Genomic DNA, 15134 nt, shown 5'->3' on the forward strand with positions numbered 1-15134 from the left:
AAACAAGGTATGAAGTTGTTTTTTAGGGTATTTCTGCTTATCCAGCTGGTTACTCTTCCATTGAGAGCACAATATATGGTGCAAGGCGTTGTCACCGATTCGTTGACGAAGGAGCCGTTGCCTTATACGTCAGTTTATCTGAAAGGAACTACGGAGGGAGGGATGACGGACAATAACGGCCGTTTTTCCTTCAAGACCTATCGCCCGGAGGCCACGCTGGTCATTTCGGCCGTGGGATATAATGAATATGTCCGGCTGATTCATCCTGCAAAGTCTTCTAAGTTCAATATTGCCCTTTCGCCAGCCACTTATGCACTGGATGAGGTGGTGGTGAAGCCGAAACGTGAACGGTATAAGAAAAAGGATAATCCCGCAGTGGAGTTTGTACGCAAGATGATAGAGCATCGGGATGACTACTCGCCCGACGAACGCGACTTCTGGAAACGTGACCGCTATGAAAAGATGACTTTTGCCATCAATAACTTCGACAGCTTGAAGCAACAGAAGTGGCTTTACCGTAAGTTCAAGTTTCTGACGGATTATGTCGATACCTCTGCCGTTACCGGCAGGCCGGTACTGGCCATCTCCAACCGTGAGTTACTTGCCACAGACTATTACCGCAAGTCTCCGCATAGCCGGAAACAGTGGGTCACCGCCCGCAGGCAGGCAGGAGTGGACGAGATGCTTTCCCAGCAGGGTATGGAGCAGGCTATCAGTGTCACCATGACCGATGTAGACCTTTATGAGAACAACATCACCTTGTTCACCAATAAGTTTGTCAGTCCGCTTTCCTCCCTTGGGCCGTCTTTCTACAAATATTATCTGATGGATACGCTTACCGTTGCCGGAAAGCCTTGTGTTGACTTGACATTTGTCCCTTTCAACTCCGAGTCGTTCGGTTTTACGGGACATTTATACGTCATGCTGGACAGTACCTATTTTGTAAAGCGTGCCGTCATGAACTTTCCTCAGAAAATAAATCTGAACTTTGTGGACTACATGAAGATTGAACAGAATTTTGACCGCGCGGAGGACGGTACGAGGCAGTTGCTCAATGAGAGTATCACTACGGAATTCAAGTTGGTGGACAATAGTGACGGTATTTATGCCAAGCGGGATGTGTATTACAGAAACTATCAGTATGAACCGGATGACAAGGCTCTGCAGGCTTTCCGAAAACCGGAAAAGGTGATTGAAGAGACATCGGCTTCCGGCTATTCGGAAGCATATTGGGATGCCAACCGCCAGGTGGAAGTCAGCAAGAAAGAGACTTCGGTGGACAAGATGATGGCCCAGTTGCGCAGCTATCCCGTTTATTTCTGGACGGAGAAAGTGTTGAAGGTGCTGTTCACGGGGTATATTCCCGCTCCGAAGGAAAAAGAACCTTTGTTCTATATCGGTATGATGAATACCACTATCAGCGGAAATACACTGGAAGGGGTGCGCTTGCGTGCCGGCGGTATGACGACGGCATGGCTCAATCCGCATTTGTTCGGCAGGGGCTATATGGCATACGGTTTTCGCGACCATCGTGTAAAGGGACTCGCCGAACTGGAATATTCTTTTCATAGGAAGAAGGAATATGCCAATGAATTTCCTATACATTCGTTGAAGCTCCGTTACTTGTCAGACGTCAATCAATATGGACAACACTATCTTTATACCAGTCAGGATAATGTTTTTCTTGCCTTGAAACGTCAGAAGGATGACCGTATCGGTTATCAGCGGAAGGCGGAACTGACCTATACCAATGAGTTCCATTCCGGCTTTTCCGTACAGATGACGACGCGTCTGCGTAAAGATGAATCATCCCATCTGATTCCTTTCGTCAAGCAGGACGACCATAATACGTATGTAAAAAGTATTTCGACCAGTGAACTGGAATTGAAGCTGCGCTATGCTCCCAACGAGAAATTCTTCCAGACCCAATGGAACCGTTTCCCCGTTTCGCTGGATGCTCCGGTCTTTTCGCTTACACATACCATGGCTGCCAAAGGGGTACTGGGAGGAGACTATACCTATCACTATACGGAAGCGGGTTTTCAAAAGCGTTTCTGGTTCTCGGCATTCGGTTATACGGACGTTATCCTGAAGGCCGGGAAAGTATGGAACAAGGTTCCTTTCCCTTTGCTCGTCATTCCCAACGCGAACTTGTCCTATACCATACAGCCCGAGTCCTATTCACTGATGAATGCCATGGAATTCATGAACGATGAATACGCTTCCTGGGATGTGACCTATTACTTGAACGGCTGGCTCTTCAACCGTATTCCTTTGTTGAAAAAGTTGAAATGGCGTGAAGTGCTTTCCTGTCGCGGCTTGTATGGGAATTTGAGTGATAAGAATAATCCGGCTTTTCAGCAGGATTTGTTCCGTTTTCCTGCCGGCAGCACTACAATGGGGCATACGCCATACGTAGAGGCAGGTGTAGGTGTTGAAAATATTTTCAAAGTATTGCGTGTCGATTATGTATGGCGTTTGACTTACCGAAATTTACCAAATATCGACAAATCCGGGCTCAGAATCAGTCTACACATGACATTTTAACTTAAATCTTACTAATAGGACATTAAATCGGATAAAATGACTAATCCCAATTGAGTAAAATACCCTAAATTTGAGCAATTTTTTAAACTCTAAATAATACAATGGCAATGAAAGAAAACATTAAGCCGGCAACCGGACGCCTGGGCGTGCTGGTAGTCGGAGTAGGTGGTGCGGTTGCAACCACCATGATTACCGGTACATTAGCTGCTCGCAAGGGCTTGGCAAAAGCTATAGGCTCAATCACACAAATGGCTGCTATGCGCATGCAGGATGGCAAAGAGAAACTTATCAAAGACATAGTGCCTTTGGCTGATTTGAATGATATCATTTTCGGCGGTTGGGACATTTTCCCGGACAACGCCTACGAAGCTGCTATGTATGCCGAGGTTTTGAAAGAGAAAGACTTGAATTTGGTAAAAGACGAACTGCAAGCCATCAAGCCGATGCCTGCTGCATTCGACCACAATTTTGCAAAACGTTTGAACGGTACGCATATTAAGAAGGCTGCTACTCGCTGGGAAATGACAGAGCAGTTGCGTGAGGATATCCGTAACTTCAAGGCAGCCAATAACTGCGAGCGTATTGCTGTGCTGTGGGCTGCAAGTACCGAAATATATATTCCTCTGTCCAAGGAGCACGAATCTCTCGCTGCTTTGGAACAGGCAATGAAGGAAAACAATACTGAAGTAATCTCTCCGAGTATGTGCTATGCATATGCTGCCATTGCAGAAGGCGCTCCGTTTATTATGGGTGCTCCTAATCTGTGTGTGGATACTCCAGCCATGTGGGAATTCTCCAAGAAAATGAATGTGCCCATTTCCGGTAAGGACTTCAAGAGTGGCCAAACTTTGATGAAGACGGTGCTTGCTCCGATGTTCAAGACCCGTATGTTGGGTGTAAGCGGCTGGTTCTCTACGAATATTCTGGGTAACCGTGACGGCGAGGTACTCGACCAACCGGAGAACTTCAAGACAAAAGAGGTCAGCAAGCTGTCTGTTATCGACAATATCTTCGAACCGGAGAAATATCCTGACTTGTACGGTGATGTTTATCATAAGGTACGCATTAACTACTATCCTCCTCGTAAGGATAACAAGGAAGCATGGGACAACATCGATATTTTCGGCTGGATGGGCTATCCGATGGAAATCAAGGTTAACTTCCTGTGCCGTGACTCCATTCTTGCTGCTCCCATCGCGCTCGACTTGGTTATTTTCAGTGATTTGGCATTGCGTGCAGGTATGTGCGGCATCCAGACGTGGCTATCCTTCTTCTGCAAGAGCCCGATGCACGATTTCGAGCATGAGCCGGTACACGATTTGTTCCAGCAATGGCGCATGGTGAAAGAGACTCTCCGTAACATGGTGGGTGAAACAGCACCGAGTTATCTGGATTAAAAAAACAGTGATAAGGTGATAAAAATAAGGTGGTAAGGTGATAGAGTGATAGCACTTTACCACTTTATCACTTTTATTACTTTATTGCATTTATCACTTTACCGTTTTTATCGCATTTATCACCTCATTACTTTTTTGATGAAGAAACCCTCCCTCCTCCCAGTCATTATCGGTACGGGCTTTGGCTCGGGCTTTTCTCCTTTTGCACCCGGCACTGCGGGAGCTTTGCTGGCTACGCTTATCTGGTTCGGGTTGTCTTATCTGGTTTCAAGTGCCTGCCTTTTGTGGCTGACAGTAGCATTGATTTTGGTATTTACACTTGCCGGTATCTGGGCTGCTAACCGCCTGGAGGCATCTTGGGGCGAAGACCCTTCGCGCGTGGTGGTCGATGAAATGGTCGGTGTGTGGATTGCCTTGCTTGCGGCGCCCGCCGGACATGTATGGTATGCATTGGGAGCATTTGTCTTGTTCCGTTTGTTTGATATATTCAAGCCCTTGGGCATTCGCCGTATGGAAAGTCTGCCGGGTGGAATCGGGGTAATGATGGACGATATTCTGTCCGGAGTCTACGGATTTATAATTTTGATTGTGGCAAGATGGATAATCAGTTGAAATCAAATGGCAAAGGTGTGTCGTGGCGCCATTCTGTCTGGATCTTCTTCAAGGCCCAGATTTCTGCGCAATTCGCAAGCTTTGTCGATTTTCTGGTGACTATCCTTCTGGTAAAGGCTTTTGCTGTTTTTTATCTTTATGCCACATTCACGGGTTCCGTGGTAGGAGGCATTGTAAACTGTGCCATTAATTACGGATGGGTGTTCCATGCCGAAGACTGTAAGAAAACGCATGTTGCCGTGAAATATCTCTTTGTCTGGGGAGGCAGCATTATACTGAATACCTGGGGCACTTTTGCACTGACCGAGTGGCTTACGGGCATGACATGGGTCAATGGGCTGTTGGGATATTATATAGACAATGTATTTATTCTGTCAAAGATAATAGTCGCAGTGCTGGTAGCTTTTTTTTGGAACTACCATCTGCAACGTTTTTTCGTTTATCGTAATCACAATATAAAAGGCTTTCTGAAACATTATTTAGAGAACAAAAAAGACGAATATGAATTATAGAGATTGGTTGCAGCAGGTGATATACAAGATTATCAATCCTGTGGTGCATGGTATGATTAGAATTGGCATTACGCCTAACTTTATTACGACTACGGGGCTGGTGCTGAATATCGTGGCGGCTGCCTTGTTTGTGTATGCCGGGGTGTACAAGAGTGGTGAACTGGCCTATGTAGGCTGGGGAGGCGGTATTGTGCTCTTTGCCGGGTTGTTTGACATGATGGACGGACGTGTGGCACGCGTGGGTAAAATGAGTTCTACTTTCGGTGCGCTCTACGACTCCGTACTCGACCGTTACAGCGAGCTCGTGACATTGTTCGGCATCTTCTATTACCTGATGCTGCAAGGCTATTTGTGGGGCTCCATCATTACATTCATTGCGCTGATAGGTTCGCTGATGGTGAGTTACGTGCGTGCCCGTGCCGAAGGTTTGGGGCTGGAGTGTAAAGTGGGTTTCATGCAGCGCCCCGAACGCGTTGTGCTGACTGCCCTCGGTGCCATGTTCTGCGGTATCTTTGGTGATTGTACTTTATTCGACCCGATGCTGATACTAATTGTGCCTATGGCAGTGATTGCAATATTGGCGAATTTGACGGCATTTGCCCGCTTGGCGCATTGCTATAAACTACTGAAAGACAAGGAATGAAAAATAGTTTGTTTCCCTCTGTGAGAGAGGCGGTGCTGGTGATTGTCATCACAGCGTTTTTCCTGATTCTGACAGCGGTCTGTATCGGGCTTCGTCCGGAACATTTCCTGATGGCGGGTATATTTTTGGTATTGTTCTTTGCCGGACAGACAACCCGTAAGTTGGCAGTGGCGCTGTTGCCGTTTTTCATATTCGGCATTTCGTATGACTGGATGCGCGTATATCCCAATTACCAGGTGAATCCCATTGATGTAAAAGGACTTTATGAGGCAGAAAAATCCCTTTTTGGCTTGTCTGTAGACGGTGCTGTCCTTATCCCTTGTGAGTATTTTGCTTTGAACCATTGTCCTGTTGCCGATTTCTTTGCCGGGATATTCTATCTCTGTTGGGTACCGGTTCCCATTGCATTCGGGTTGTGGCTCTATCTGAAGGGTGACCGTAAGGTATATCTTCGTTTTGCGATGGTGTTCCTGCTGGTTAATCTCATCGGTTTTGCCGGCTATTACATCCATCCCGCTGCTCCGCCCTGGTATGCCATGAATTATGGTTTCGAGCCGATACTCGACACTCCGGGCAATGTGGCAGGCTTAGGGCGCTTTGACGAATTGCTGGGATGTTCCATCTTCAACTCCATTTACGGAAGGAATGCCAATGTATTTGCAGCAGTGCCCTCGCTCCATGCCGCCTATATGGTGGTGGCTTTGGCTTACGCGGTTATGGACCGCAGCAAAAAGTGGTTGATAGCGTTGTTTGCGGTGATTATGGTCGGTATCTGGTGGACGGCTGTCTATTCGGGACACCATTATCTGATTGATGTGATGCTGGGCATCTCTTGTGCATTGCTGGGTATTTTTGTTTTTGAGAAAGGACTGATGAAGTGGGGAGCGTTCGGACGCTTCTTTGAAAGATACAGTCGATACATTAAATAAGGTATACAATGAATAATTTTGTTTTTTATAGTCCTACAGAGTTTGTCTTTGGCAAGAATACTGAAGTGCAAGTCGGTGCATTGGCGCGTAAGTATGGTGCACAAAAAGTGATGATAGTATATGGAGGCGGTTCTGTTGTACGGAGTGGTCTGCTGGATAGAGTGAAGCAATACTTGCAGGAAGCCGGTGTGGCTTATTGCGAAATGGGAGGTGTCCAGCCCAATCCCATTGACGGTAAGGTGTACGAAGGTATTCAGCTTTGCCGTCGTGAGCAGGTGGATATGATGCTTCCTGTGGGAGGTGGTTCGGTCATAGATACGGCAAAGGCCATTGCTGCCGGAGCCCTCTATGATGGGGACTTCTGGGATTTCTTTATCGGTCGTGCCAAGGTGGAGAAAGCGTTGAAAGTAGCCGTGGTGCTGACTATCCCGGCTGCCGGAAGCGAGGGTTCGGGCAATACGGTAATTACCAAGACAGAGACACTCCAAAAACTGGGTCTCTGTGCCCCCGAGCATTTGCGTCCCGTATTTTCCATCATGAATCCTGAACTGACCTACACCCTCCCGGCTTATCAGACGGCTTGTGGCATTGCCGACATGATGGCCCACATCATGGAGCGTTACTTCACGAATACACCGGATGTGGAAATCAGCGACCGGCTTTGTGAAGGCACCTTGACAGCTATCATTAAAGAAGCTTACCGGGTGAAACAGCAACCGGACAACTATGCCGCGCGTGCCAACATTATGTGGTGCGGCACTGTGGCGCATAACGGAACTTGTGGGGTAGGGCGTGAGGAAGACTGGGCATCCCATGCACTGGAACATGAAATCAGTGCTATCTATAATGTAGCCCACGGTGCCGGCTTGGCTGTAATCTTCCCTGCCTGGATGGCTTTTATGGCAGAACATAATCCGGCAAAGATAGCCCAGTTTGCCCATCGTGTTTTTGATATACCCAAGTCCGAAGATTTGGAAGAGATGGCTTTGGCAGGTACTGCCCGACTGAAACACTTTTTCCGTTACATGGGCTTGCCGGTTAGCTTTAAGGAGTTGGGTATCGAGCATCCCGATATAGACCGTATGCTCGTCAGTCTGCGGCGCAATAAAGGCGAACTGCTTGGCAACTACGTGAAGCTGACCATGACTGATTGCAGGGAAATCTATCGTTTGGCTTTATAACGAAAGGCATGTTTGGGGAGAGCTCCCCCAAAGCAAGAGCTAAAAAAGACGGCGAAGATAAATACCCTTCGCCGTCTTTTTTATTTGATTTCGATTTCTTCCTTCATGTCTATCTCTTCCCCTTGCAGGTCGTAGAATACATATTCCAGGAATGCTAATTTCTGGTTTGGAATAATCTTGATACCGAATCCGTACTTCATCTGCCACTTCCGTTTCAAGGAGACGAGTCCCTGATTGACGTAGGCTGCGATGTACGGGTGGATGTGTAACGAGAATTTCTTTATCTTCAATTTGTTGACCAGGTAGTCAATCTTACTCTCTAAGGTGTCCGTAAAGAGGATGGACGATTTGATGGTGCCTTTACCGAAGCAGGTGGGGCAGGTTTCCGTCGTATTTACATCCATAGCCGGGCGTACACGCTGGCGTGTAATCTGCATCAGTCCGAATTTACTGAGCGGCAGGATGTTGTGACGTGCTCTGTCTTTCTGCATGTTGGCACACATACGTTCGTAAAGCTTCTGTCGGTTTTCGGCTTCATTCATGTCGATGAAGTCCACCACGATGATACCACCCATATCCCTTAGTCTGAGCTGGCGTGCCAGTTCGTCGGCTGCACCCAGATTCACTTCCAGTGCGTTGGCCTCCTGCCCGTTGGCATTCTTGGTGCGGTTACCGCTGTTCACGTCTACTACGTGAAGCGCCTCAGTATGCTCAATAATCAGGTAGGCACCACTTTTGTATGAAATGGTCTTGCCGAATGACGACTTGATTTGTTTGGTGATACCAAAATTGTCGTAAATGGGGAGTTGACCTTTGTACAGCTTCACAATTCCTGCCCGTTCAGGGGCGATGAGGGTTACGTAATCCTTGATTTCGTGGTACACAGCCTCGTTGTTCACGTGGATGTTTTCGAAGGAAGGATTGAACAAGTCGCGCAACAGTCCTACGGCACGGCTGGTTTCTTCGTAAATCAGTGTCGGAAATTTGGTGGCCTTCTGTACTTTTGTAATGGCATCTTCCCAATGTTTCAGTAATACTTTAAGCTCTCCGTCGAGCTCGGCAACACGTTTTCCTTCGGCCACGGTGCGGACGATGACGCCGAAGTTTTTCGGCTTGATACTCATCAACAGTTGCTTGAGGCGTGCGCGCTCTTCGCTCGATTTAATTTTTTGTGATACGGAAACCTTGTCATTGAAGGGAATCAGCACGAGGTATCTTCCGGCAAAGGAAAGTTCGGAAGTCAGTCGCGGCCCTTTGGTAGAGATAGGTTCCTTGACAATTTGCACCACTACTTCTTGTCCCACCTTGAGTGTGTTGGAAACCGTTCCGTCCTTTTCAAGGTCGGGAAGTATGGTTGCTTTGGTAATGGGATTCAGCTTCTTCTTGTCGCTTAAAGTTTGCTTTACGTACTTCTCTAACGAGTTAAATTGAGGACCCAGGTCCAGATAATGAAGAAAAGCGTCTTTCTCGTAACCCACGTCCACGAAGCAGGCATTCAGGCCGGGCATCAATTTCTTGACGCGTCCCAAATACATGTTGCCCACCGAAAAGGAGATGTTTCTTCCTTCGCTCTGGAGTTCCACCAGCTGCTTGTCTTCAAGCAGTGCAATGGATACCTCTTTGGGCTGTACGTCTACAACGAGTTCGCTTGTCACAATAATTGGCTTTTAAATGATTCAATTTACTACTTAAACAAAGAACAAACCCGCGAGACATTTTGCTTCACAAGTTTGTTCTTTATTTTGTCCTTCAGACTAAAAATTACTTTTTGCTTTTATGTCTGTTCTTTCTTAGTCTTTTTTTACGCTTGTGCGTAGACATTTTATGTCTTTTTTTCTTCTTTCCGCTTGGCATAGCTTCAAAATTTTTATGGGTTAATACTATTGTTTATTATTTCTTCACTGAGAGGGTGAACGTTTTTGCAGGCTTAAATGCCGGAATGTTATGTTCCGGAATGATTATTGTAGTGTTCTTGGAGATGTTGCGAGCAGTTTTCTGAGCTCTTTTCTTCACTACAAAACTACCAAACCCGCGGAGGTAAACATTTTCATCTTTGGATAAAGATGCCTTTACTGCGTCCATGAATGCTTCAACGGTTGTAAGTACGGTTGTCTTATCAATTCCGGTGTTCTTTGTAATTTCGTTTACAATATCAGCTTTAGTCATTTTTCTTTAAAAAAAATATTATTACTATAGTTTTCCTAATTTTTTGGACTGCAAATATATAGCTTTTCCGTGGCTCTAAAAAATATATTTCGGACAATTTTCTAAAAAAGTCTTGGCATTAAGCTTTGTTAGGCTGAAAATGAAGTATTTTTGCAGCATGAATATTTTTAGCGGAACATTGTTGGACTGGTATGCGGAGAACAAACGCGACCTTCCGTGGCGAAATACCACGGACCCTTATCTGATATGGATTTCTGAAATCATCTTACAACAGACAAGAGTGGCGCAGGGGTATGAGTATTTTCTGCGTTTCATAAAACGCTTCCCGGATGTGGTGTCGCTGGCTGCTGCGTCCGAGGACGAAGTGATGAAATATTGGCAGGGCCTGGGGTACTATTCGCGTGCCCGCAACCTGCATGCCGCAGCCAAAAGCATGAAGGGGACATTTCCGAAAACCTATGCAGAGGTACGTGCTTTGAAGGGAGTGGGGGATTATACGGCAGCGGCCATCTGCTCCTTTGCCTATGACATGCCTTATGCGGCGGTCGACGGGAATGTGTATCGGGTGCTTTCCCGCTATTTCGGCATTGATGTTCCCATTGATTCTACTGAAGGGAAAAAGACTTTTACCGCTTTGGCGGGTGAGGTGCTCGATAAATCCAGGCCGGCAGATTATAACCAGGCAATTATGGACTTCGGAGCCGTGCAGTGTACGCTGCAGTCGCCCAACTGTCTGTTTTGTCCTTTGTCCGGCAGCTGCCGGGCATTGTCTGAAGGAAAAGTGCAGCAACTGCCCGTGAAGCAGCACAGAACCAAGACCACCAACCGCTATTTTAATTATATATATGTACGCATGGGCGCGCATACCTTGATACATAAGAGGACGGAGGACGATATCTGGAAAAATCTCTTTGAATTGCCTCTGGTTGAAACGGAAAAAGATTTATCCGAAGAGGAATTTCTGGCATGTCCGCAGTTTCATGCGCTGTTTGCAGAGGGAGAGGTGCGGATGGTCCGTACACTGCTTCGGGGGGTGAAACATGTATTGTCCCACAGAGTGATTTACACCAACTTCTACGAGGTTACTCTGCCCGATAATTCGAGCTCCTTCTCAAGTTACCAACGGGTTGCAGTCGAAGATTTGGGTCGTTATGCGGTGCCCCGCCTTATACATGCTTTCTTGGAGAAATATGTATAAAAGTTGTTTGTATTCTTGCATGGTGTGAATATTCTCGTTAATTTTGGCAGCAAATTAATAAAATAGAAGCTTATGTCAGTAAATAAAGTGATATTGATAGGAAATGTGGGACAAGACCCTAAAATAACCTATTATGAAGGTGGAAACTGTGTTGCCCAGCTTTCTTTGGCCACTACGGAGAAAGGATACACTTTGCAGAATGGTACGCAGATTCCGGACCGTACCGAATGGCATAACCTGATATTCCGTGGCCGTTTAGGCGAAATCGTTGAGAAATATGTGCATAAAGGCGATAAGCTTTACGTGGAAGGTAAGATACGTACCCGTTCTTACGATGACCAGGGAGGCATCAAGCGTTATGTGACTGAGATATTTGTCGACAATATGGAGATGCTGACTCCGAGAACGGCAACTCCCGGTGCTGGCCCTTATGCGCCGCAGGCGGGAGCCGCCCCCCAGCCACAACAACCAGTACAACCGCAGGCTGCCCCTGCACAAGATAACCCGACGGACGACTTGCCGTTCTAATTGTTTAACTAAAACCAAAATCTTTGGACCCAGACGCTTATTTATGCCAGTTGGCAGATGTTTTTAACGGTATATCCGTACAGACTCCTTCTATTTCGGCCGTTGTAGCCATTGTGTTGGCAGGTTTGCTTTTGCTTGTTTCCGGTTTTGCATCAGCTTCCGAAATAGCCTTTTTCTCTCTTTCTCCGTCAGACCTGAATGCAATAGCGGAGAGAAAGCATCCTTCGGATGAGAAAATCAGTAATCTGCTGGACAACAGCGAACGTTTGTTGGCAACGATTCTGATTACGAACAACTTCGTGAATGTAACCATAATCATGCTCTGCAACTTCTTCTTTATGAATGTGTTCCAATTTCATTCTCCCATTGCAGAGTTCCTCATTCTGACAGTAGTCCTTACATTTTTGCTGTTGCTTTTCGGTGAAATCATGCCTAAGATATATTCGGCTCAGAAGACGCTGGCTTTCTGCCGTTTTGCCGCTCCCGGCATCACGTTTTGCCGTTCCGTATTCTATCCGATGGCATCTATGCTGGTACGTTCCACCTCTTTCTTGAACAAGCATATGGTCCGCAAGAACCATAACATATCGGTCGATGAACTCTCGCATGCGTTGGAGCTGACCGACAAGGCAGAGCTTTCGGAGGAGAATAATATTCTGGAAGGTATCATCCGCTTTGGCGGGGAAACGGCCAAGGAGGTCATGACCTCTCGCCTTGATGTGGTGGACCTGGATATCCGTACCCCTTTCAAAGATGTGGTGAAGTGCATCGTAGAGAATGTCTACTCCCGTATTCCCATCTATGCGGATAGCCGTGACAATATCAAGGGGGTGCTTTATATCAAGGATTTGCTTCCCCATCTGAACAAAGGGGATAATTTCCGTTGGCAGTCGCTTATCCGGCCCGCCTATTTTGTGCCCGAAACCAAGATGATTGATGATTTGCTGCGCGATTTCCAGGCAAACAAGATTCATATAGCCATTGTGGTCGATGAGTTCGGTGGTACGTCGGGCATTGTCACCATGGAGGACATTATTGAGGAGATTGTGGGCGAAATTCATGACGAATACGATGATGAAGAACGTACATATGCCGTACTGAATGACCACACTTGGGTATTTGAAGCCAAGACCCAGCTGACTGATTTCTATAAAATAACGAAGATAGACGAGGAAACGTTCGATGAGGTGGCAGGGGATGCCGATACGCTTGCCGGACTTCTGCTGGAACTGAAGGGGGAATTTCCTGCTCTCCATGAAAAGGTGACCTACGGCCGTTATGAGTTTGAGGTGTTGGAGATGGACAACCGCCGTATCCTGAAAGTGAAGTTCACAGTAAATGCCCCGGCAGAACCCAACTCTTCTTCCCTTTAATTTTTAATTATTAATTTTTAAATTGTTCCGTGCCCCTCTTCTTGCAACATACCGCTCTTCCCTGTCGATGGGGAATTTGGAAAACGGAGGAATCTCCGGAGGAATTGCTGGCCATGCTTCCTCATCAGGAAGTATACCGGGAAGGTATGCGGCGCTTCACCGCGGCACACCGCCGTTTGGAGTGGTTGGCTGTCCGCGTATTGCTTTATACTCTGTCGGGAGAAGAGAAAGAGATTGCCTATCATCCCAGTGGGAAACCTTATCTGGCGGATGACTCCGCCTCTCTCAGTATTTCGCATACGAAAGGTTATGTGGCTGTTGTCTTGGGATTGCCGGGTCGGGAAGTGGGTGTTGACATCGAGCAGTATGGTGAGCGGGTAAGGAAGGTGGCACATAAATTCATGCGCGAAGATGAACAGCCATCCGTGTTTCGCGGAACAGACACTTGGTCACTGTTGCTGCACTGGTCGGCTAAGGAGACCATGTTCAAATGCCTGAATGCTTCCGAGGTTGATTTTCGCGGGCACATGCGCATTCTGCCTTTTGCTGTAAATGAAAGCGGCGTATTCTCCGCCGAAGAATATCGTACGGTGGAGAAACGCCGGTTCACTATTCATTATTATTTGTTTCCGGATTTTGTCTTGACATTGAGTCTGTAAATCTCTTACAGCCTTTCCAGTTGTACCGTGAAGTGTCTCATCAACGGAGCTTCCCAGGTGATGCGCACTCCGCGGGTAATACTTTCCCGTTTGTCATATACATTTTTCAAAGCGGCTGCCACCACATCCATGTGGTTGTTGGTATACACGCGGCGGGGGATGGCAAGCCGAAGCAAGTCCAGGCCGTTGAAGCGGTTTTCGCGGGTCACCGGGTCGCGGTCTGCCAGCAGATACCCGATTTCGCAGCCGCGTATGCCTGCTTCCAGATAGAGCTCAGCGGTCAGTGTTTGTGCCGGGAATTCTTCTTTGGGCACATGTGTCAGCACTTTGGGGGCATCCACAAATATGGCATGGCCGCCTGCGGGACGTTGGTAGGGTATCCCGTACTCATCCAGTTTCATGGCTAGATAGCCCACCTGGTGAATGCGGGTTTCCAGATTGTCAAATTCAGTATTTTCATCCAGGCCGATGGCAAGGGCGTTCATGTCACGACCGTTCATGCCTCCGTAAGTAAGGTAGCCTTCGAACTGCACGCAGAAGCCTTTGGCACCTTCATACCAGTCTTTCCGGCGGGTGGCTATGAATCCGCCCATGTTGACAATACCGTCTTTTTTGGCACTCATCGTCATACCGTCGGCAAGGTCAAACATCTCGCGGGTAATTTCCTTTATGCTCTTGTTGCGGTAACCTTCTTCTCTCATTTTGATGAAGTAGGCATTTTCCGCAAAGCGTGCCGAGTCAAAGAGAACGGGCTTGCCGTACTTGTCGGCAATGGCGCGGACTTCGCGCAGGTTCTGCATGGAAACCGGCTGGCCGCCTGCAGTGTTGTTGGTTATGGTGACGATGACGAACGGTATCCGTTCGCTATGTTCCTGTAATGCTTTTTCCAGTTTTTTAGGGTCTACATTGCCTTTGAAGGGAATTTCCAGCTGTGTCTGTTTGGCTTCGTCTATGGTGCAGTCCAGAGCCAATGCCCGGCGTCCCTCGATATGTCCTTTGGTGGTGTCGAAATGGGAGTTTCCCGGCACAATGTCGCCCTCGTGCACCAAGTAGGAGAAGAGTACATTTTCGGCAGCGCGTCCCTGGTGGGTGGGGATAATGTATTCAAATCCGGTGAGGCGGGTGATGACTTCCTTCAGTTTGAAGAATGAGGTGGCTCCGGCATAGCTTTCGTCACCCAGCATCATGCCTGCCCATTGGCGGTCGCTCATGGCTCCGGTGCCCGAGTCGGTGATGAGGTCGATATAAACTTGTTCCGATTTGAGTTGGAATACGTTGTAGTGGGCCTCTTTCAGCCATTGTTCGCGTTCCTGGCGGGTACTTTTGCGGATAGGTTCCACCATTTTGATTTTCCATGCTTCGGCAAATGGTAATTCCATAGACTCTGTA

14 protein-coding genes are annotated in these 15134 nt (G+C 47.3%); 11 read left to right on the forward strand and 3 right to left on the reverse strand.

Annotation, left to right across the window (positions count from 1 at the left end):
• Positions 1 to 9: 9 nt before the first annotated feature.
• From NQ510_RS10760 to NQ510_RS10790, 7 genes are all read left to right on the forward strand, one after another.
• Positions 10 to 2547, forward strand: coding sequence for a DUF5686 and carboxypeptidase-like regulatory domain-containing protein (locus tag NQ510_RS10760; protein WP_005826767.1), 2538 nt, complete (start codon positions 10 to 12; stop codon positions 2545 to 2547).
• 107 nt (positions 2548 to 2654) lie between these two features.
• The gene (locus NQ510_RS10765) at positions 2655 to 3944 is read left to right on the forward strand and encodes an inositol-3-phosphate synthase (protein WP_034525517.1); all 1290 of its coding nucleotides are present in this window, start codon (positions 2655 to 2657) and stop codon (positions 3942 to 3944) included.
• Between the two features lie 138 nt (positions 3945 to 4082).
• A complete protein-coding gene (locus NQ510_RS10770) occupies positions 4083 to 4556 on the forward strand; it encodes a phosphatidylglycerophosphatase A family protein (RefSeq protein ID WP_005826764.1) in 474 nt (157 codons plus the stop codon).
• Positions 4541 to 5068, forward strand: coding sequence for a GtrA family protein (locus NQ510_RS10775; RefSeq protein ID WP_005826761.1), 528 nt, complete (start codon positions 4541 to 4543; stop codon positions 5066 to 5068). Before NQ510_RS10770 ends, NQ510_RS10775 begins: the two co-directional genes overlap by 16 nt.
• Positions 5058 to 5711: a CDP-alcohol phosphatidyltransferase family protein gene (locus NQ510_RS10780; protein ID WP_005826758.1), complete on the forward strand. Its 654-nt coding sequence runs from the start codon at positions 5058 to 5060 to the stop codon at positions 5709 to 5711. The genes NQ510_RS10775 and NQ510_RS10780 overlap by 11 nt, the downstream gene beginning before the upstream one ends.
• Positions 5708 to 6640 carry a phosphatase PAP2 family protein gene (locus NQ510_RS10785; protein ID WP_005826756.1) on the forward strand — a complete coding sequence of 311 codons (933 nt, stop codon included), beginning with the start codon at positions 5708 to 5710 and terminating at the stop codon, positions 6638 to 6640. Before NQ510_RS10780 ends, NQ510_RS10785 begins: the two co-directional genes overlap by 4 nt.
• Before the next feature lie 8 nt (positions 6641 to 6648).
• On the forward strand, positions 6649 to 7821 hold the full coding sequence (locus tag NQ510_RS10790; RefSeq protein WP_005826754.1) for an iron-containing alcohol dehydrogenase: 1173 nt from the start codon (positions 6649 to 6651) through the stop codon (positions 7819 to 7821).
• Between the two features lie 80 nt (positions 7822 to 7901).
• Here the strand turns inward: NQ510_RS10790 and NQ510_RS10795 are convergent, their stop codons facing one another.
• Together NQ510_RS10795 and NQ510_RS10800 are read right to left on the reverse strand one after the other, a co-directional pair.
• On the reverse strand, positions 7902 to 9476 hold the full coding sequence (locus tag NQ510_RS10795; protein ID WP_005826752.1) for an Rne/Rng family ribonuclease: 1575 nt from the start codon (positions 9474 to 9476) through the stop codon (positions 7902 to 7904).
• A gap of 235 nt (positions 9477 to 9711) precedes the next feature.
• Positions 9712 to 9987 carry an HU family DNA-binding protein gene (locus NQ510_RS10800; protein ID WP_005826750.1) on the reverse strand — a complete coding sequence of 92 codons (276 nt, stop codon included), beginning with the start codon at positions 9985 to 9987 and terminating at the stop codon, positions 9712 to 9714.
• 157 nt (positions 9988 to 10144) lie between these two features.
• Here NQ510_RS10800 and mutY point away from each other — a divergent pair, with 157 nt between their 5' ends.
• From mutY to NQ510_RS10820, 4 genes are all read left to right on the forward strand, one after another.
• Positions 10145 to 11185, forward strand: coding sequence for an A/G-specific adenine glycosylase (mutY, locus tag NQ510_RS10805; protein ID WP_005826748.1), 1041 nt, complete (start codon positions 10145 to 10147; stop codon positions 11183 to 11185).
• Positions 11186 to 11257: 72 nt separating this feature from the next.
• Complete coding sequence (locus NQ510_RS10810) at positions 11258 to 11713, forward strand: single-stranded DNA-binding protein (protein WP_005826745.1); 456 nt, start codon at positions 11258 to 11260, stop codon at positions 11711 to 11713.
• 23 nt (positions 11714 to 11736) lie between these two features.
• Positions 11737 to 13086, forward strand: coding sequence for a gliding motility-associated protein GldE (gene gldE, locus NQ510_RS10815; RefSeq protein WP_005826743.1), 1350 nt, complete (start codon positions 11737 to 11739; stop codon positions 13084 to 13086).
• A gap of 29 nt (positions 13087 to 13115) precedes the next feature.
• Complete coding sequence (locus NQ510_RS10820) at positions 13116 to 13745, forward strand: 4'-phosphopantetheinyl transferase family protein (protein ID WP_005826741.1); 630 nt, start codon at positions 13116 to 13118, stop codon at positions 13743 to 13745.
• A 5-nt stretch (positions 13746 to 13750) separates the two neighbouring features.
• Here the strand turns inward: NQ510_RS10820 and NQ510_RS10825 are convergent, their stop codons facing one another.
• Complete coding sequence (locus NQ510_RS10825; RefSeq protein WP_005826739.1) at positions 13751 to 15124, reverse strand: tryptophanase; 1374 nt, start codon at positions 15122 to 15124, stop codon at positions 13751 to 13753.
• Positions 15125 to 15134: the final 10 nt, after the last annotated feature.

The sequence above is a fragment of the Bacteroides uniformis genome, from assembly GCF_025147485.1.
In the GTDB taxonomy this organism is placed as follows: Bacteria; Bacteroidota; Bacteroidia; order Bacteroidales; family Bacteroidaceae; genus Bacteroides; species Bacteroides uniformis.